Origin of the sequence: Selenomonas sp. WCT3 (genome assembly GCA_900100835.1) — a bacterium.
GTDB lineage: Bacteria > Bacillota > Negativicutes > Selenomonadales > Selenomonadaceae > Selenomonas_A > Selenomonas_A ruminantium_E.
Genome location: FNCM01000012.1, coordinates 1 through 21,153, shown reverse-complemented (window position 1 = coordinate 21,153; position 21,153 = coordinate 1). Strand labels below are relative to the sequence as shown.

Here is a 21,153-nt window from a genome sequence, read left to right as displayed (position 1 = left end):
GTAACTCCTCTATTTGTATATCTCATTCACTAATATTTCTGTTAATTTCCTCGCACCTCTATCATTTAAATGATCCGGATCATTAAAGCATTCATCGCCAAACTCCAAATCTTCAAAATCAAGTAATACGGCTGGAAACTCCAATACCTTCATTACATCGTAATAGATTTCCTTAAAAGCTCTATTTTCTACTTCATGATATAATTTAGAAACAGGAAAATTCAATATATAAAATTCTATGCCATTATCCAAACACCATTTCCCCATTTCGCTAAGGATACTCATATTTTCTTCTAGACTTTGCGTATAGCGGATACTTTTGTTGTGCATTTCGGCTCGATATTTTGCCGCTTTCACTTTTTCTTCTGCACAGGCCTCCTCCCAAGTAACATCATCTCCCTGCCACAGTCTGCACCTACAAGAAAATCTGGTCCTTTGCGCATTCCAATAATTATTTCCGTTACGCTTAAAATAATCACTTATAAATAATTGCACCGATTTATCTATATCGTATATACCGCTGACTACTTTTTCTTCTAGAACATTAGGTATAAGCAAGGCATTATGCAAGCCTAGTCCATGAGGAAAAATCCTGCTATATATCTGCGTTATATTTGCTAACTCCTTCACATTTTTTGTCCGCGATAAGTCACTATAAATCGTATAGTAATGTGCCCCCCACACCAAGCGCTTATATGGACACTGCTCATACATTTTTCGTGCCAAATGATATGAGTAGTAAATATCCTGTGAGCCTAAGGCTAAATTTCTCCAACTTGGTAAAAGTTCCATATCAAGATCAAACAAAGCATAGGATGAACCAACAACCACTGTATCAAAATCCTGTTCCCTATTTAATTGATAATTTAACGCATAATAATCATAGTTATTCGATAGTTTTTTTTGCGCTAACTGTCTAATCGAATCTAAATCCTTATCATAATATACGATTATTCCCGCTTGCGGCATCTGCGACAGATCATCATCACTTCTTATCAGGATGACGCCGGCACCGCGTATCTGTTCTTCTTCGATGTATCGGACATCCGTATCTGGCTGCAAATATTTACGTAAAAAATCATCATTCTTGTGAATCCATATTTTCATATCCTTATCCTTCCACCTTTGAGTTCACAAATTCCCAGCCAATCTCGATGTACCTTCTGCTGTGTTCAAACAGGACAGCCATCCGCTCAAGCAGCGCCAGTATATCCATTTGCTTTAGACTTTCTTTTTTTTTCACAGCTATTGCTAACAAATACAGTTTTGTCAACTGCATAAACAGCGAAAACATCCTATAATTATTACCAATATCCTCTTCAATCTTCATAGGATAACACCCAGCGAACCAGGTATTCACCACAAAATTCTCAATCATTTGGGCATATGGTTTTTCCACGTATTCCTGATAGAATCGCTCTTGTTCCAAATATTTATCCAACAACTGAGAAACACGCAATTCCCCATCTTGCAGATCTAAGGCATCGATTACATCCGCCACGTAATTATGCCCATCAAGGCTGATTTTTTCCAATCCTTCTTCCACCAGTCGATTAAAGAGACTTAGAACTTGCCCTAGGTCATTGACCGATTTCAACCCTTCATAATCGCAAGCAGCTATTGCCGCTTCAATATCTGCCACAGGAATATCCTGGCCTTTTTTCACGTATGATTCCACGATCTCAATAACCAAACCCAATAATTGCAAGCGTTGTCCTATCGTAATGACTCGCTGCTGTAGTATAGGTATCGTCAAAAGTTGCAAATCAACGATGTAACGATTCATAGCGTCACTACCACAACGATCTATAATATGCATGTTCCCTGGAGCAAGCAGTATCTGCTCTAACCCTAATGGTCTATCATTACGCATCGCCAATTTCAACGCTAGCGGACAGCTCATCGTCAATGACCGCTCCATGAATTTTCGAAAACGGTAGGTCTGACGCGGATATGACGCACAAACTTGCGAAAGATATTCTTCGCCCAAATTTCTCTGAATGACACATAATAAATCATCCCCTAAGAACGGACACTTTTCCGCCTCATCTAGAGCGATTTCCCATCTACCCGTTTTTTTACTCCTATGAATATTCTCACAGATACGTTTGCGCCATTTGGGATCTTTTATTTTCTTATACTTTTTATATGTATCTCTATCTATTTCTATCCGCCATTTCTGACAGCACTGTGCATCACAAAACTTGCCATCACAATGAAAATCACGTACATAATCCAATTGGACACATATAATTGCTTCTTTTGACATGTATTTTCCCTCTATACACTATTGAAACTCTATATCTGCCACCAATATGTCTTCCGTTTTCACTTCGTATTGATACAGACGTTCTAAGGACTGCGCGTCACTAGCGTCCACAACAAATTTATTGATTCGCTTTTCCCGATATAAGAATATGCTTTCCTGCTCATTCAAATACTCGAAATCATCTTCGCGTCTCCAAACTTCCTGCTCCACCATATTTTTGTCACATAAGTAATAATGGCGATATGGTTCCGGCTGGAAGATATTTTTCATCTCTTTGCCAATACGTACATCCCCCCACCAAGCGACCCCCAACGTTGGCTGTATTACAGAAAGACAAAACGCCTTCTCGACCGCTGTTATAAATTCCTTTGGTTCCGCCTGTATCTTATTTCTATACGGTTCATAGTCACCGATATACTTTGGATAGTCTTTTAGCAAGCTGCGAATGGCTGCTATAATATTAGGAATATTTTCCTCTGTATCTGCAAACTTATACTTTGCAGGAATAGCGACATCCACTGCGTTTCTAGCTGCGCCCTTTTTACCAGTAATAATACAGCAGCCACATGCGGCTGCCTCTCTGGGAATACGGTCTTTACCAGGATGATTGCCAAAATCAATGTAGACTTTACTCTTTTTCATCAAATCACGCACTTCTGCCGGCGTCATATTCTGAATAGGAACCCACTGAATTTCCGGCGCCTGCTCCATAAGCAGTTGTGTGAAATCTGCTCCTTTTTCGGGGTTATATAGCACAATATCCTCGCGAGCAGTATTTCCCCCATCGTGTATGCTATTAATATAGACTGGCTCTAAATAATCGCTGACAAAATCAATTCTTTTCGCATCCACACCATTTTTCAGCAAAAAATCATATGCATATTGGGATTGAACCCAATGTGCCAGATTCTCTTGTTCATTGTTCTTTTTATCGAGAAATCCCCATACAGCTCGCAATGATGCTTCAGCACAAAGACTTCTTTGCAACATAATCAATACATAATTATAGACCCTTATGATATAGTTATCTACACTCATCCACCACATAATCTGGTGCAGCTTCCGCTTTTCATTGTAAAATTTGGGACGAGTCTCTGGAATCACCAACACATTATCCGGATTATCCTCCAGCTCCTCCACGTAAGGCAACAAGTATTTCTTGTACTCAGCAGCTACCGGATCTTCGCTCATGTCTTCACTGCCACCATCATAATATACCATATAGGCATTAACCCTATGCGCCAGCAAACAGGAACATAATTGATGTGCTAACGTAGGACCGCCAGTTACAATGTTTCTGGGAGCCAATATATATACCTTGGCATTTTCTTTTAGCTTCATAAATCCATCCCCTTCAAGCAGCGGATATTCCTATTCAATAAGCATACAACCATAACTGTGTGGGCATAAGCAGGCGATATCTAAGGGCTAATTGATACTCTGGATTTGTTCTCTGTACCCACTTTATCGTGTCCAGCAAATCATTCCCTGTCCCCCAAGCAATGCTAATTATTAACCGCGGCTTTACCTTGCGAATCAACTTTTCCGCGCCCTGCAATATATCCAAAGTCAGTCGCGGTACACCAATTTTCAATAATGTCGGTGGCAATAATTCACCAACTATATCATCTAGACGTTCTACGGGAATACTCCCTTTATCGGTGCTTTCCATAAAGGCCGATTGAGTACCACTGCCTTGTATTTGCATTTTTCCTGCTGTACTTGCCAATCCCATCTGTTGACAATGAATATTTTTTAAATCCCGAACAGACTGCCTTAACACCTTACTGGCATCCGGGTCTGGTTCAAAGGCTTCTATTGCCTTATAATTCCCCTTGCTTGCGGCTAAAAATTCCCGCACCGTATCGCCATTCCAGGCCCCGACATCGTAGTAGACTTCTGCTTCTCTAAGCTGCCAAACATCAGGATAAAACATCCCCTCCAGTTTTCGCACCTTCTGATAAAACTCCTGGTACCTGTCGCTATGAACCGCAAAATAGGCCCACAGATTATCCCGTGATTCTTGATCAGCCAAATAAGGATAGACTTCCTCTAATCCTCCAGCCAAGGCCTGACTGACCACTTCCCTATCGGGAAGGTAATAATCATAGGGATTCGGAATAACATATACGGACTTTACCAGCGCTTCCTGCTGGATTTTTGCCATAAGTTCGATATGTCCATGTCCCATAACCACTGCAAAAGGTCTTTCCTGTTCCCGCAGTTGCTGGAGCGTCAAGCATGGCAGCAGGTCGTCATGTTGTTCTTGCCATTGCGCATTAACATTAACAAAATAGCCTGCCACGGAAATTCCTTCATCCTGCAATTTTTTATATACGACATGTGCCATCGAGCCATTCCCCCATATATATATGGGATACTCGCAATTACACAATTCTTTATATATTTGCTTAAACATCCGTGGCAACTCCTTCTAACAGCATTATTTCCCTGCCGATCCTATCAATAATCATATTTTCATCGTTGCCATCCAATACCTGTAACACACGATATAACTCATCGCAAAACTCTCGCAGCTCTGCCTGAGGCAAATAAACCAGTAGTTCAAAAATCCGTTGCTGTATATCACCAGATTTTGGTATCACATCTCCACATTTACAGCGTTCATCAATCGATAAGATTCTCTCATCCTGCCGAAGTTTTTTCAGCCCTGCAATTTTCGCAATTACGCCTGGACGGCTGATAACACTTAAAATCAAGCACATCTTATCCTTATAACAACTAGCCATTTCTGGATTGCCGTAACTGCCTGTCATTTCTCCTGTCAGGGCAAAATCAATCATGGCCTTTAGCGGATTGAAGCCTGTTTCCTTTATCATAGCCAAATCAAAATCAGAACCTGGGAAACGCAGACCAGGGTCGTAAACATAAAGCTCTCCCTTGCACCAAAAGGCCTGCAAGAACACAGGCCCCCATTGGATTCCCAATGCCTGGATGAACTTCTTTACCAAAGGTTCCCCTGTCTTACGATAATTTCCCAGCAAGTGCGAAGGCAGCACCGTAACCGCCTGCTGACGGTCCATACCATCTTCCGGCAGCCCTACATAGCGATCTCCGCATTTCATCAGATATGGCACGCCCTTGATAACCAGATAGGCCAGTGACATATCCTGCCCATCATCCATATACTTTTCAATAAGATACTTCCCATTTTGACTTTCAGCTGATGCTAACGCCACCGCCTCTGGCAGCTCTTCTGCACGATAACAAACACGCTGGCCACGAGACCCCCGAGATTCTGCTGGCTTTACCAATACAGGAAAGATATCTTTTTGCTGCATCGCTTCCTCTAACGTATAGGATGGTATTATTTTTAATCCATGATGACTGGCAAATTCCCGAAACTTGACCTTATCCGTCATGATTGAAAATTGCTCACGTGTCCCATAACAGGGCAGTGCTAATTTCTCACATAAATTTTGATAAGGAAGCTGGGCCGGATCGATACAATAATTCAAGACCCCATCGACATGATGCTTGCGGCATGCTTCGACCAGTGCCTTCACATCATTAATATCAATATCCCAATATTCATCTGCCACCTGCTTGCCCGGCGAATCCAAAACATCCAGATAATCGGTTACAATCGTATAGATTCCTAGCTGTTTTGCCTGTTCAACGACCTTCACATGCGTGGAGGCTCCCGCTAAAATCAATAACTTTTTCATATAAATCTTCCAAATCCTTCATATATGTTCCTACATCCATCAACGGCGATTTTTCCATCATACCGCGCAGATTCCTATGCAAGAGTCCTAACAGCTCCGTATCGTTAGCCAACTGCACGGCGATATCGCAATAAGCGCGTTCTGTCTTTGCCGCCAGTTCTGACAGACCTATATTTGCCAAAAAACTGTACCCAAAGCGCGCACCATGACGATTTCCCACCAGCGATACCACGGGTACTCCCATGTAGAGTGCCTCACACGTCGTAAGACCGCCTGGATACGGACTCGTATCCAAGGCAATATCCATATCCCGATACTGCTCCAAATATTCCTTAGAAAAGCCACGTAGTTCAATGCGGGAAAGCGGCATTCCTAAAGCACGCAACCGATTTAACGTATATTCTCTACCTTCTGGCTCTCCTAACAGCATATGTTTCAGTAAAAGCCTTGCCGTCGGTACAGCTTCTAATATTTGTTTCCAAATAAGCAGCATCGCGTCCGTCACCTTGGCAAAATTATTAAAACAGCCAAAGGTTATATAGCCATTGCGTACAAAAGCCGGCTTTCCCACCTCAGGAAATTCAGCGAAGGGCTGATAACAAAAATGACTGTGCGGCAAGCGCAACAATGGTTCCGTAAAATAAGGAGAATGCATCTCGGATGCACAGTAGACATCCGACAGGAACCCCGTTGTATCATAAATCCCCGTACTATTAAAATAGCCGATTCCCGAAAGCTGAACTGTCGCTGCGTGGAAGGCAAATACTGGTAAGGCGTTTCTCGCCGTATGCCCCGCCAAATCGACCAAAATATCGATTTCGTCCTGCCTTACCTGCGCTGCAATCTCACTCCAGCTGGCACCCTCCATAGTCCGCCAAGTTGTGGCACCATTCTTTAAGACTTGTGTAACCTCATCCTCAACAGCATGCAGCGAATAAGCATAAATCGCAAACCGCGTACGATCATACTGGCAAAATAAGGAACGGATAAATTGTCCTACCGCGTGATTGCGAAAATCTGCCGACAGGTAACCTACCCGTATCCGCGAATGCTTCCAACTGCACCAAGAATACGGTTCTATGTTAAGCTCTGCCAGTAGATTACGATAAAGTGCATAAAGTTCCTGCATATACGCCGGCGAGACGTCCGCAATCGCATTAGCGGAAAAGATAGCGTTACTGCCTTCAATAACCTTCTGCACTGAATTGGGCTCTAACTCAATCGACTTCCGGAAAGCCGCTACCGAAAGCTCACTTTCGCCCAGCATACGCAAAGCCGCTCCTAACACACTCCACGCATCTGCTAAAAGGTCTCTTTCCGGAGTCTCGGGGAATTGCTGCAGGAGTTCCTCTAGCACCTTTACCTCCGAAACATATTCTTTTTTATCCCGCAAAATATAAGCCAGCAACAACATTCCTCGCAGCGAACGATTCCCCGTTTCCCGCCAGAAATCCTGTAAAATCTTTTCAGCCTGCTCTAGTTTCCCCTGTTTCCAACATGTGAGTGCCTGCTGATAAACCACGAGGATTTCCTGCGTATTCGTCATGCCAGCATTCCCTTCCTAAAAACCATTACACCCATCCTATCGTTATTTCCTGCAAGAAAGTACAATATCACAAATCTGCTTGACATCTTCCAGCGGCAAATCAGCATATAATGGCAGCGTCAAAATATTCTTGCTGACATGCAAAGCTACCGGCGTTTCTTCTACATCATAAGCGTTATGGAAACAGTCAAACGTGTTCGTTAACGGATAAAAATACTTTCTCGCACTGATTCCTGCTTTGGCCAGGGCCTCAAAGACTTCGTTTCTAGTCGCACCAAAATCCCGCGCTTCAAATAAAACAGGGAAATACGCGTAATTCGGGACAACATCTTGTTGGATTGGCGAAAGCTGCAAGCCGTCTACGCCGGAAAGAAGTTTACGATACTGCTCAACCACGGCTTTACGTTTAGCCATTTCCATATCCAAATGGCGCAAATTGCAAAGTCCCATTGCTGCACAAAACTCATTCATTTTCGCATTTGCACCGACACCATCAACATGCTCCGAATCTCTTATGCCAAAATTTTTCAATTGATAGAGCCTCCGCCCTAGCTCTGAATCCTTAAAGCAAGCAGCACCGCCTTCAATCGTATGGAAAACCTTCGTTGCATGAAAACTGAAACAAGATACATCACCAAAAGCTGCGGTACTTTTTCCTTTATACGTGACCCCAAAGGTATGGGCTGCATCATATATCACTTTTAACCCATATTTCTTAGCAATCTGCTCAATTTTCTCGACATTGCAGACATGTCCATATACATGTACTGGCATGATAGCACAAGTCCGATCGGTAATCAGTGCTTCGAGTTTTTCCGTATCCATGGTATAATCCACCGGATTAATATCGCAAAACACAGGTATCAAACCATTCCGTACTATGGCATGAGTCGTCGAAGCAAAAGTAAAGGGAGTCGTGATAACCTCCCCCTGCAAATTAAGTGCCTGCAAAGACAATTCCAAGGCCATATGTCCATTCGTGAATAATTCCACCTGCTCCACACCAAAATATTGCTGCAGCGCCTGTTGTAATTTCTGATGCTTTACCCCCATATTGGTCAGCCAATGGGAATCCCAGATATCTGCAATTTCAGCTATATATTCTTCCTTTAGCGGCAAAGATGACCTCGTCACTAGAATTCGATTTGTCATTTTTTCCTCTTTTCTTTTTACCTGGACTATTTCCTCTATTCATCGCAAAAATTCATGCTGGTATTCTTGCACAAATTTGAGCCGTTCCTCTTCGTATCCAGTTTCATTTACCATATCCATATCCCTGAACTGGGGATATCATGCGAGCCTACCACACCAGCAATACCACATTCAGGATGACTACGGAACTCATGCACCATTGTTTCCAAACAATTCGTATACGCCAGCATTTCATTATATTGTGCTTCGTCATTGACCGCCGTAATTATACATCTCTTATGCTCATTCAGCACAGTCATTCGTTTTCCGTTCTGTTTTGCGCTACTACCAGCCATTGGTAAGCCATAAATTGTTCATCATCCGCCATAGAAATACCACTCAATCTAAAAGCCTTTAATATCTCTATCACATAGTTCTTATCGGATTCACTCATTGTTAATCCTAACGCTTGGATATTTTCAACGGCAAATCCTGCTTCTAATAGCATTCTATCGATACTTTTCCTTGTAAAAAAGCGCAGATGTGTCCGATCAAGAATGCCTGCATCTTCATATTTCCATTCGCCACTAAGCAAATTAAAAACATTCCCAAAGAACATTACATTGGGCAGGCTGGCAATCAGTCTGCCCTCAGGCCGCAAAAGCTTCCGCAGTTTTGCCACCATTTCCCACGGATTTTTCAAGTGTTCCAAAACATCCCCTGCTAAAATATAATCAAATTTTCCCTTCCAAGCCGGTACATCCAGCTCTTCCACATCCATAGAATGAATATCGCCAAAATTTCGTGCCACGTCTGCCGCTATAGGATTCAGCTCTATCCCAACACATTTTATTGATGGATCGTGTTCTTTCAGCCAAAGGAAGTTTGCTCCCATCGCACAGCCAATTTCCAGCACGTTCAGCCCATGTTTTTCTTTCTCCATGAGCCCTAACATATCCTGATGCGTCTGGCTGTAGTAGTCAGGATTTAACTCCCACTTCGCCATAAAGTCTTTTTTCTGCTGATTGTAAGCAACTTCTGCCGACAAACCATTTTCTTGAAAACTTCCCGTACCGTGATGGACAAAAGTTCCCACCTTGTATAGCAATAAGCCAGCCTTTTGCAGGCGGATACTATAATCCCAATCTTCCCATCCTGGCAAGTGAAACTGCTCATCAAAATGCCCTACCTGTTGATAGATTTCGCGTTTCATCATCAGGCAAACGCTCTCCAGCATCAAACTGCCTTCCCAGGGTTCCAACGACTGTTCCAAAAGCTCCGCGTTTTGCTGCAGTTCCGCATAAATCCGATAGGCTTTATAACGCGGCGCTTTTTGGAAATAGCGGCTATGGCTGAAATACGGTCCCACCGCCCCTGCCTGCTGATGGATAAGGACATCAAGCATCCGCTCCACACAGTGTTCACTAAGAATCGCATCACTGTGCAAAAACAGCAACACATCCCCCTGCGCTGCTTGCGCACCTTGATTCCAAGCAGCTGCCATCCCCAGGTTTTGCTCATTGCGAATTACAGTCAGCTCCGCCTGTGCTATAAGCCACTGGGAGGTCTTAAGCTCCGATCCATTATCAATAACGATAATTTCATGCGGATAGGGTGCCAATAAACAATGCAGGATTTGCAGACAATCCTGGGTTTCCTCCAGATTATTATACACCGCGATAATCGCACTGATACGTGTTTTCTTATGCGCAAGATCCCATAGTTCCCGGCATGAGACCACCTCTCTGCCCTGCCAACCGGGGAAAACTGCTTTTAAGCCCAATTCCTGATAATTTGCCGGCACCTGCCATTTAGCCAAAAACTTTTCCTTATTGCGAGCGGCCAGCTTTTTAAATCTTTCACGTTTTTCCCTGGCAATAGCTGGATTTTCATCCTTTTGAAAGGATGCACTGCCAAAATGATGAATGAAGGTATCCCGGCATAAGAGCAATTCATAACCCGCCTGCCAAATTCGCAGGGAGTAATCATCATCCTCATAATTCCCCGGACTAAAGCGCTCATCCAAACCACCAATTTTATGATAGACCTCACGCTTGAACAGAAAACAAAAACCAATAAGGCGTAAGCGCGGTTCCCAGAGCCGCGGATTGCTCTGATTAAAAGCGGCGGCAAAATCCAGCATTTCATCGATATTTTTATAAGGCACCGCTATGGACTGTAAATTACTGCAAGCATTCGTTACACAGCTTACTGCACCTACTTGTTCACGGCTATACAAAGCCCGTTTTAGATTTTCCAGCCAATTAGGCGCTACGATGGTATCACTATTCAGCAATAGAATATCATCCCCCTGCGCCACTTCCATGCCCTGATTGCAGCCTTTGGGGAAGCCGACATTTTCTGCATTGAAAATCGTATGGATATCCGCCTGCTGGCGCAGCCACTCTGCCGATCCATCCTTAGAGGCATTTTCGACCACAATCAATTCATAGCTGCCTGCGGCAGTAAACCGGCGAACACTTTCAATGCAATACTGCAAATACGAAAGTGTATTATAGGACAGTATCACAATACTGGTCATCTTCCCCATTAAAAATCCTCCCTTATCGTATGGCCTTAAGCAAGGCAAAATCTACATACGACATGTTTGTTGCAAACTGCATAGCTTTCTCTTTCTCGCCCATATCCGCATACAGAATGGCCAGATTATACAGCGTTCTGTCATCTTTCGCATCCAGCTGTAAGGCTTCTGCCAAAAAAATCTTAGTTGCAGCATAATCCTGCTGATAATAATACCCTGCAGCAAAAGTGTGGAGGAGCTTGATTTTTTCCGCAATGCTTACCTCTTTCCCCCGTATCTGCTGCAATTCCTCTTCTGCCTGGAGCACATTCGCCGCAGCGGCTACCGTCTCATTTACAACCTGCTCCTGGGGTAAATCCCCAGAAGCGGCCGGAGCGGCCTGTTCTGGGGATAAATCTACCGGAGCGGCCGAAGCAACTTGTTCCCGTTCAGGCTCTGCTTGCGCAGCTTCTAAGCCGAGGAACTTGGCAATCACGGGATAATGCTGCAAAATTTTCTCGGGTTCTCCCGTACCATAGAAATCCAAGATATCACGGACATCTTCGCGCTGATTAGCATCGAGATTTGCCGAAAAATTCTTTAGAAGGAACTCAAAAATGGCCAGCGCTTCATCCGGACGATCCTCTAAAATACAGATACGAGCCAGCAACAACCGAGCAGCCACATTTTGCCCATCATATTGCAGGGTGTTTTCTACCCATTGAGTTGCCCGCTGATAATCCCCCAGCATGAAATAAGCATATGCTCCCTGATATAGGCAATCCGCATCGAAAGACTTTGCCTGAACCATCGTTGCTAAAGTCATGATTGCCTCATTGTATGATTCTTTTTCTATTTGCTCGATAAGCTGCGCTTTCCATTCTGAAAATCTATTATCCATTTTTCCTCCGCTTTGCGCCTGTTTCTTCACTTTAGTATTTTTTTGCTTTTTCTTTGCCATTGCCATAAACCTCCCACTTTTCTATAAATTAATTTTCTTCACTTGCTACCAAAATCCTTTATTCTTTTGCCTGAAGCATCCATTTATGCCAAACTTGTTCATACACAGATTCTATCTGCTGAACATATCCTTTGACATCCATAATTGGAGATTTTATCATAATCTGAGGAAGATTTTCATGAATCCATTTTATGCGTTCTGGATTATTCGCTAACGCTACCGCCTTTTCGATATATTCTTCATCACTAGCTGCTGCCAAATCCTCCAGCCCTACATTTGCCAAGAGACTGTAACTAAAACGTGTCCCGTGCCGTTTTCCATAGCGAGAAATCACAGGCATCCCTCGCAGCAATGCATCACAAGTTGAAGCACCACCTGTATACGGATAAGTATCCAGAATAATATCCACATCGAGATAACGGTCCAGATAATCCCCCGAACTTTCTTCTACTACATAGCGGTCTTCAGGAAAACCGAGACGGCGCATTTTCTGTCGCAACGCCGTAACATTCCAAACTGTATTACTAGCATTCTTTATCAGAAGTTTTGCCTGAGGAACACGCCGGAGTATCTCCATCCAGCAATGAAGTACTGGTTCTGTAATCTTAGCAATATTATTAAAGCTGCCAAACCAAATGGGATCATGCAATTCATAGACACCCTTGCATTGCAAAATACGTTCCGGCGGCATATAGCAGAAATGCGATTGCGGCAGGCGAATGAGTGCCTCCGAAAAATCTTCATCATTTTGTCCTGGGGGATCACAATAACGGTCCGTTAAGAAATAATCTACCGTATCCAGCCCTGACGTGCTCATATACCCGATACCAGCTATTTGCACTGGAGCAGGCCGATACCCCATAATCTGCAGAGTCTTTCCCCCAAAGGTATGTACTCCTAAATCCACTAAGATATCAATCTCATCCTGATAAATTTTCTCCGCCATCTCGCGTTTTTTCTGATCTGCTGGAAACACATGCCATCCATCGGTTTGCGCCTTCAGTTGGGTCGTCAAATCATCCTTTCCCTCTTGCAAGCTGTAGCAATATACCTCAAACCGTGAACGATCGTACATAGTCATTAAATGCACCGAAAAAAAACTAACGACATTCTTGCAGTGCATAGGCGCCAAATATCCAATACGCAGCTTTTTATGATGACGTTTCCGGTGCTTGAATAATATATTGTTCCGCATCAGTTGATTATAAATAAAATGCTTTTCCCGCAACTCTTCATCCGAAATTTGCGCACTATAATGAGAAATGAATAGATAATTACTGTAACTTTCTTGCTGCTTGCGCAGTGGCATACCTTCCGGATGCATCAGGCACGACCAAAGCATTTCTCTCGCCTTATCTATATCCAATAAGGCAAAATAACAATTTCCCAGCCGCTGATATACGCGCCACATTTCCTCCGGCAAAAAAACGCCCTGATGGAGCATGAATTGCAAGCGCTCCAATGCCATTTTCGGCTTCTTGGCTAATAACAGCTGCGCCACTGGCTCTAATTTTTTATCCATTGCGACGTAATCCAATCGCGTTCTCCTCCTTGCCTGTATAACGAGTCCATATATTACGATAGGCTGCCTCTACCTCTGCCACATAGTGCACCGTATCCATAAGACGTGACTGCAGCATGATATTACGTAAATTTTTATGCAGTGCATCTAACAATACTTCATCATTTGCCAATGCAATTGCCTTCTCACAATACGCCTCTATCGTTTCTACCGCCAAATCCTCCAAACCAGCAGCTGCTAACACAGATAATGCAAAACGAGACCCTTGCGATTCTCCATATCGTACTACGACAGGTACGCCCATATACAAGGCATCACAGGTTGTCCCACCACCAGTGTAAGGATAGGTATCCAACGCAATATCTATATCCAGATACCTCTCCATATAATCCGCACTTGCGTTTTCAAAGATAATCCGGCCCATATCAAAACCAATAGTTTGCAAGCGATGATATATCTTATCCGTCAATGAAGCATCGCCAAAGGCTTCCCCTTTAAATAACAAACGCGACCGGGGAACATTCTGCAAAATATAAGACCAAGCCTGAAGCATCTCATCTGTCACTTTTTGATAGCGATTAAACACGCCAAAGGTAATATAACCCTTTTTACAGCACGGTGCTCCTTGAGGCTCCGGCACATCACTGCGACCTGTATAACAAAACATCGAGGATAGATATAAGGGATGTTCTACGAGCTGCGAGGGCGCATCCATGGGAATACAACTCTCATCAGTTATAAGATAATCTACCGTTCGCAATCCTGTGGTCCCCATATATCCCAATCCAGAAATTTGGATTGGTGCCGGCTTCCAGGCCATGACCGGTAACCCCGAATGAGCTGAGTAGCCTGCCAAATCCACCAAAATATCGATTTCATCCTGATAGATCTGTTTGGCAACTTCCTCGTAAGGCCAGTCCGCTACCTGCCGCCACTCATCAACGGCTCGCCGGATATTCTCTGTAAAACCATCCTGGATATACCCGCAATAATATGCATAAATGGTAAATTCATCTCGTGTATGTCCTGCTAACAGCTGATACGCAAAATAGAACATCACATTATTGCGAAAATCCGGGGATATATAACCAATACGCAATTTCTTATGACAAGGGTGCTTCTCATGAGTATAAGGTATAGCGTCCTTCAATATATTATTTATTTCCACCGAATCTCTAACCTGGTCCTGCCACGGTTCATCCCAATTGTGACGCGTCATCAGCCAGGAAGAAAACATCTGGCACTTATCGCGCAAGGTAACCGCACACTCTGCCGCCCTGTGATAATTCATAGCCGCCTCTTGGCACTCTCCACAGACAAGCTGGGCCGCTGCATGCTGTGTCCAAAGATCAGCTAAAAACGCCTGCCGTAGCTCTCCCGTATAACTTTCCTGATACTTTTCCGCCAATGTAAAAAACTCACAGGCTTTCACATAGTGATTCTGTTTGCTTTCTGCCATTCCCAAAAGCCAGTAGTAATTGGCTGGCTCTTTCTTTTTACGCTTATCTGTCAACTGCAGCCAATATGAAGCCTTCTTCCAGTTCAATAGATTTAGATACGCCATGCCAGCCATATCTGCCACCTCTGGCAAATAATCTTCATGCACCGCCAAAGTTTCAGCTAACTGTACGGCTTGTTCCCATTTGCGATTTTTAAATACTTGTTGCAGCTTTTGAAACTGCTTCGCCAATAATTTTCGCTGTTTCTCATGCTGATTTTTCTTGAGTTGCGGAAAAGCATACTGCCCGCCAACCTCTTTATTCATTCCGTCCTACCTCTTCTTGCCATTTCTGCCGATAACTATCAGGCAACAACACCCGCAAAGTACTATCCTGTGGCAAATCCAATGCTATCGCGGCGTCTATTCCTTTCTTATATAACCAATCCAGACGATCTGATGCGGCTAATGCCGCCGCATCAAAGCGTCGAGCCGCTAAAAAACTATTGATTTCATCTTCAAAAGTTTTCTCCCCACATTGATGACTATAGTACAAATAAATCGTATTCCCTAGCTGACCACGAAACGTATCGGCTAAGAAACGCGCATCTTTCTTCTTATCATAAAGATGGTTCAAAACGACGATAATGTCATCATCCGGCAGTTCATCGGCCCGCAAAGCCTGCACTAATTCACGTAACAATCGCGGCTGATATCGCTGAACCTCAAGTCCACGGATGAAAAACTTCTCAGCTTCTGCACGCTTTCCCCTCATAGCCAGGATGCGTCCTAATACCATATAGGCATTGGGCAAAAAACGCTCCAGATTATCCGCCACACCATCAGGCGTCAGTTTGTACTGTTCGTGCTGCTGCAATCCCTTCCAGATACATTGCTCTGCCTCTAGATAATTCTTCTGATCATGCAGGTAAAGTCCCTTCATAACCCAAAAATCTGCCACCTGCGGACATGCCGCAATCGCCTCGTCAAAGGCCGCCGTAACCGTTTGATAATCCTTTCCCCCAAATAAGCAAGAGCTTACCTTTATCATATAGATATGGTCTTTGGCATCTTGAATCACCTCAGCCTGCTCGAGCGCCTTCTCCGCATATCCCAGCGACTGTTCGTATTCTCCCAGCCCATAATAGCAATCCATCAAATAACGGTAATCCCGTGGGGTTATCTTGCCACCATTGTCTTGAATCTTTTCTTGCAAAAGCTTCAAATTCCGCTCAATCTTCTTACGAATAATACCAGCCGTGTAGCCGGTATGGATAATCTCAAGTTCTTTGACCAGTTCTACCGATTTATCCGAAGGAATCGTCAGAGCCTCATGGACTCTGCCATAATATCGGAGCTTAGCCGTATTACGGAAAATCCTTACCTGTACTGTTGCCCCAATAAATTTATTATTCTGCTCGGTATCAATATTCACCAACCGGCACATAACCCCGCAAATCCCCATTTGCGGATGCAGGCCGGTCAATATTCTACGAATATTTTTCACCGATGCAGGCGAAAAATATTCATCTGCATCAAGAAAAACAATCCAATTGCCAGTAGCCTGCTCCAAAGCATAATTTTTGGCCGCTGAAAAATCCCCCGTCCAGGCAAAACTATACAACTGTGCCTTATGAGCTTTTACCATCTCAACAGTCCGATCAGTAGAGCCTGTATCGACTACAATGATCTCATCTGCATAGTCTTCAACACTTTCCAGCCATCTGCCGATGCATTTTTCTTCATTTTTTACTATCACACAAGCGGTAATCTTAATCATCGGCAGCCTCCTTCAACCAGGTCAAATAAGCAGGAATATCACGTTCGCGGCAGCCATTTGCTTGAGCCCGTTCAAAGCACTCAACTGCCGCTGCGGGCTGCAATCGATACAAACAGCAACCCACTTCATACCAAAAATCACCGGCATCGGTAATAGCCTCGACAGGCACCTGCTGATAGAGTTCAAACGCAATCTCCCATTCCTGCATCGCTGTAAACTTTTTTGCCGTCTCTAAAACCACGGGCCACGAAAATTCCATAGCTATTGCTGCATATTCCCGCCTGGCCATATGCTCGCCAAAACTTTCCATCGCATTCAATCCAGCTTGGTAACCATCCAAATCCTCCAGACCGAGCGAATCGCGTTCTTTCGCCGCATATTCTAACACGTGACGCATGGATTCTGGCAAACATTCGCGCCCAGCATCACTTTTCCCTTGAAAAAGTGATGCAAACAAAAAGGGAATAACCTGCCCACATTGTGTTAAAACCGTATCATATTGTTCTTGCGGCGATTTCGCTTGCCACGAAAGCTCCCATTGCCATTCCTTCAGGATTCTGTGGATTGGTGCCAGCAGAGAATGTGCCGTCGTTGCCTTCTGAGAAGATCCACGCTTAAACTGTTCCAAAAATGCCTGGGCATACTGTATGGCTTCTTCACGTCGCTGCGCACGCCATAAAAGAATTGCCAACCGCCCCTTTAAGTCAACCATATCCGGATTATCTTGAACCAATCTGTGAGCCACAGTCACTTGCTCGGTCAAATCACGCTGCTGAGCTTGCAGAATATCCAGCAAACACAAATATAAAGGTTGTCTGCCATCCACCGTCGCCGGTTCCTTTTCCATCGCCATCCGAATGTATTTTTCGGCCTCGTCATAACGCTGCAAACCATATAGCGCATCCGCTAAATAGCGGTATACCAAAGGGTTCTCCTGATTTCTTTCCTGCTCGAGAAGCAAGGGCAGATTACGTTCCAGCTTAGCCTTAACCCGCTTAGACGAATACCCCGTATGCCAGATTTTAAGTTTGCTGGCATAATGAACCGCGACAGGGACTGCCCCCTCATAAAGCGCCTCATGTATTTTTCCCCGATAGCGCCGTTTAGGGCTGTTCTGCCAAATCCGCACTGCATAAAACCGCTGGATTTCCTGATTCTTATCATCTTCATCAATGTTAATGATGGGCACAGCGATTACTTCCGCGGCCTGCCATTCCTCCAAACAGTCACGAACCAGCTCCCCCTCACAAAAAGTCTCATCCGCATCCAAAAAAGTTACCCAGTCGCCGGTGGCCTGAGCTAAAGCGGTATTCCGAGCAGCAGCAAAATCGTTGCACCACGGGAAATCATAAACTTTTGCACCAAAAGCCTGAGCAATCGTCCTGGTATCATCAGTTGACCCTGTATCTACTACCACGATTTCATCGGCATATTTTTGGGCCTGCTCCAGCCACTCTTGCATCCGCGCTGCTTCATTTTTCACAATGCAACATGCGGATATCCGAAATTTTTTTTTCATACCCTACCTCTTCATTCCCAGTAACAGTCTTGCCTTATGGATGGCCACTTCGTAACGATGCCACATTTCCGCTGACGATTCCATCTGCCAATTATAATACGGAATCACTCTTTGTTCATACTCATTTACCAAAATACGCATGCTTGACTCATATTCTTTACGCGTATGTACGAACATGTTCCGCCGATAATATTCTGTACTCAAAGACAACCATTCCAAACGGCTTAACAGCACCACATCCACAGACTGCCCTTCCTGACCTTCATGCCGCCGATAATAACTTAACGGCTCTTTATAGAGAATGAGATTCCCTTTCTCCATCAACTCCAACCACATTGCCACATCTGAGATTGTCTTATACCCGTTGCAATCAGCCAACCAATAGTGATGCTGTAAATCCTTCCTCCGGAACAATACCACCGATGGTTCACCAATCAGATTCGCCATATTCAACAGGAGTGCCCGTCCAATATCTTCTCCACAGTATTCCATTTTTTCACCGGTCAAATCCTTTACATTGGTTTGGAGACGGCTCTCACGTTTCATCCCATGTTCATCGATGATCTGCCGCTGTGACGCCACCAGCGTCACCTGTGGATTATGGTAAAGATCACTGGCCATTTTTTCGATTTTCGTCGGGCAAAGTATGTCATCATGCATAAGCCATTGCAAATACTCTCCACGAGCCAGTTGTTCAAAGGGACGGAAATTCTCCTCTTTTGTTTTGGCACTAACATTGCGGACATAGCGAACGCGAGGATCAGCAACATAATCAGCCATGATCATGGCCGTGTCCTCATTCGTACTGTTATCACAAACGATTATTTCAACATTGGGATAGGTCTGTAAGGCCGCACTGCGCATAGTACGCTGGAAATACTCCGGCATGTTATACGTAGGAATCATAATACTGACCAGAGGCGCACGTGAATACACTCCTACCGTTGTCTCTGCATCTGTTTTTTTTCCTCTTTTCTTTAGTACCTGCCAAAGGAATTTCACCGCATCAGGTAATACCTGTTCTTCGTGAGAAAGCAGACGCTGGTCATTATCCAAGGATAAACAAATAAGCCACCAAAGTTCCCAAGGACTATACGAATGGTCCCGTACGCGTTGCCACAAGAGTAACCAATGGCGGTAATCCTTATTCTCGATTGACTCCACCAAAAAAGGAAGCATTTTTGCCTTTTCTATTTTGTTTCGGCATTTATCTTGGAATGCCTGATAACAACTCCAAGTATCCTGCCGCTGGGGATCATGCCGCTGACTTACCCGGTAAGCAAGTTCCGCCGCCGCTGGGTTTCCCCGCAATTCTTCTACCTGTGCCAGCCGGCAATATACTATCGCCAGCGATTTATCCGAAAAATAACCAAACCGTATCTTTTTACGCTCTGGTGACTCATAGAGACGGATGCATTGCCACAAGACTTCAGCGGACTCATCTATTCTGCCCAAACTGCTCAAAATGATTCCCAATTCGCCATAGAATTCCGACTGCTGGGGAAACTGTTTGACAGCCTCTGACGCTGTGGCCAATTGCCTCTCCCCTGCTAACCCACATTGCCGTTGTGACTCAATCAGGATATGCCAAGGCCAGGCATCACTTTCCGCATAATGAACCGGACTATTGATAGCTAGGCGGGCATATTTTCTGGCCTTCTCAAAATTCTCCAATCCAAAGTATGTAATCGCTAAATAAAAATAATGCTCATCCTGCAACCCTCGCTTTTCGATATCCTGCAACAAAACACGAAGATTTCGCTCAAATTTTCCCGTAAGGATGTCCTCCGCATACCCCGTATGGGAAAACCAATACCCTTCGTTCGCTAGATAATAGCGCATGGGGGCACTATCATTTATAAGCTTTTCATGGATTCGTCCCTCAAAATAAAGATTCTCTGCTCGGCGAAAGGCTCTTACCACTCTGGCAGGAATCTCTCGTACCTTCTGCATCGCTTCATTTACCTCATAGCGAAAAAACACAATAGCATCATAACCTTGTTCCGATGCTGCGATAGTTTCAATCAATTCACGCAGCGATTCTGCCCCTTGATAGGCCTCGTCGGCATCAAGAAATACAATCCATTCCCCCGAAACATGCTTCAACACTTCGTTGCGCGCAACTGCAAAATCATCCTGCCAACAATAGTCATATACCTGCGCTCCCATGGAAATTGCCACCTCTTTGGTGGAATCACTCGATCCTGTATCCAATATCACCAATTCATCATAAACGCCCTGTATACTCCGAATCGACTGCACGATATTTTTTTCTTCATTCTTGACTATATAGCAAGCTGAAATTTTCATTTCTTTCCTCCTACACGCTACTATGTATATATTTATTTTCGTCAACATATACAAAAAACCCTCTCCCAAAGGAGAGGGTTTTGCGTAACTGTGTAGTTAAAGCCTCCGTTGCCGGAACTCCTATTACTGGAGCAGGCTGAGAACCGAGCTGCTGCTCTGGTTTGCCTGTGCGAGCATGGACTGAGCGGCCTGCATAAGAACGTTGTTCTTCGTGTATTCCGTCATCTCTTTTGCCATGTTTGCATCGCGGATCGTCGACTCTGCACTCTGGACGTTCTCGGAAGAAGTCGTCAAGTTAGCGCTGGTGTACTCGAGACGGGACTCAATGGAGCCAATCGTCGTCTGCTGGTCAAGTGCTTTTGCTACAGCGTTGTCGAGAACGTTGATAGCGGCATTTGCCTGTACCTGGGTACCAATCTGGATCGTCTTGCCATCTTTCGAAGCAAGGCCCAGTGCCTCAGCACGCA

General features: G+C 44.3%; 15 protein-coding genes. All 15 read right to left on the bottom strand.

All coding sequences use genetic code 11. The annotated features are described in order from the left end of the window. Window positions 1-9: 9 nt before the first annotated feature. Window positions 10-1,107 carry a hypothetical protein gene (locus tag BLQ36_RS10220; protein WP_074515499.1) on the bottom strand — a complete coding sequence of 366 codons (1,098 nt, stop codon included), beginning with the start codon at window positions 1,105-1,107 and terminating at the stop codon, window positions 10-12. A 4-nt stretch (window positions 1,108-1,111) separates the two neighbouring features. Then, window positions 1,112-2,269, bottom strand: a complete 1,158-nt coding sequence (gene fliB / locus BLQ36_RS10215; protein ID WP_074515498.1) for a flagellin lysine-N-methylase — start codon at window positions 2,267-2,269, stop codon at window positions 1,112-1,114. Window positions 2,270-2,287: 18 nt separating this feature from the next. Beyond that, a complete protein-coding gene (locus tag BLQ36_RS10210; protein ID WP_074515497.1) occupies window positions 2,288-3,610 on the bottom strand; it encodes a hypothetical protein in 1,323 nt (440 codons plus the stop codon). Between the two features lie 34 nt (window positions 3,611-3,644). Next, window positions 3,645-4,619, bottom strand: a complete 975-nt coding sequence (locus BLQ36_RS10205; protein WP_180364868.1) for an FkbM family methyltransferase — start codon at window positions 4,617-4,619, stop codon at window positions 3,645-3,647. 61 nt (window positions 4,620-4,680) lie between these two features. Next, entirely contained in the window at window positions 4,681-5,958 is a 1,278-nt protein-coding gene (locus BLQ36_RS10200) for an ATP-grasp domain-containing protein (RefSeq protein ID WP_074515495.1), read from the bottom strand. After that, window positions 5,906-7,504, bottom strand: coding sequence for a hypothetical protein (locus tag BLQ36_RS10195; protein ID WP_074515494.1), 1,599 nt, complete (start codon window positions 7,502-7,504; stop codon window positions 5,906-5,908). Before BLQ36_RS10195 ends, BLQ36_RS10200 begins: the two co-directional genes overlap by 53 nt. Before the next feature lie 42 nt (window positions 7,505-7,546). Then, window positions 7,547-8,656: a DegT/DnrJ/EryC1/StrS family aminotransferase gene (locus tag BLQ36_RS10190; RefSeq protein ID WP_074515493.1), complete on the bottom strand. Its 1,110-nt coding sequence runs from the start codon at window positions 8,654-8,656 to the stop codon at window positions 7,547-7,549. Between the two features lie 295 nt (window positions 8,657-8,951). Then, window positions 8,952-11,186, bottom strand: coding sequence for a glycosyltransferase (locus BLQ36_RS10185; RefSeq protein WP_074515492.1), 2,235 nt, complete (start codon window positions 11,184-11,186; stop codon window positions 8,952-8,954). A gap of 13 nt (window positions 11,187-11,199) precedes the next feature. Beyond that, window positions 11,200-12,117 (bottom strand): tetratricopeptide repeat protein, encoded by a 918-nt coding sequence (locus BLQ36_RS10180; protein WP_180364867.1) that lies wholly within the window; start codon window positions 12,115-12,117, stop codon window positions 11,200-11,202. A gap of 58 nt (window positions 12,118-12,175) precedes the next feature. After that, window positions 12,176-13,654 carry a hypothetical protein gene (locus BLQ36_RS10175; protein ID WP_081342317.1) on the bottom strand — a complete coding sequence of 493 codons (1,479 nt, stop codon included), beginning with the start codon at window positions 13,652-13,654 and terminating at the stop codon, window positions 12,176-12,178. After that, complete coding sequence (locus tag BLQ36_RS10170) at window positions 13,632-15,404, bottom strand: hypothetical protein (RefSeq protein WP_074515491.1); 1,773 nt, start codon at window positions 15,402-15,404, stop codon at window positions 13,632-13,634. The genes BLQ36_RS10175 and BLQ36_RS10170 overlap by 23 nt, the downstream gene beginning before the upstream one ends. Next, on the bottom strand, window positions 15,397-16,857 hold the full coding sequence (locus tag BLQ36_RS10165; protein WP_074515490.1) for a glycosyltransferase: 1,461 nt from the start codon (window positions 16,855-16,857) through the stop codon (window positions 15,397-15,399). Before BLQ36_RS10165 ends, BLQ36_RS10170 begins: the two co-directional genes overlap by 8 nt. After that, the gene (locus tag BLQ36_RS10160) at window positions 16,850-18,376 is read right to left on the bottom strand and encodes a glycosyltransferase (RefSeq protein ID WP_074515489.1); all 1,527 of its coding nucleotides are present in this window, start codon (window positions 18,374-18,376) and stop codon (window positions 16,850-16,852) included. Before BLQ36_RS10160 ends, BLQ36_RS10165 begins: the two co-directional genes overlap by 8 nt. Window positions 18,377-18,379: 3 nt before the next feature. Then, on the bottom strand, window positions 18,380-20,686 hold the full coding sequence (locus tag BLQ36_RS10155) for a glycosyltransferase (protein WP_074515488.1): 2,307 nt from the start codon (window positions 20,684-20,686) through the stop codon (window positions 18,380-18,382). Between the two features lie 123 nt (window positions 20,687-20,809). Then, the coding region (locus BLQ36_RS10150) for a flagellin (protein WP_318260972.1) at window positions 20,810-21,153 on the bottom strand (344 nt) is incomplete at its 5' end.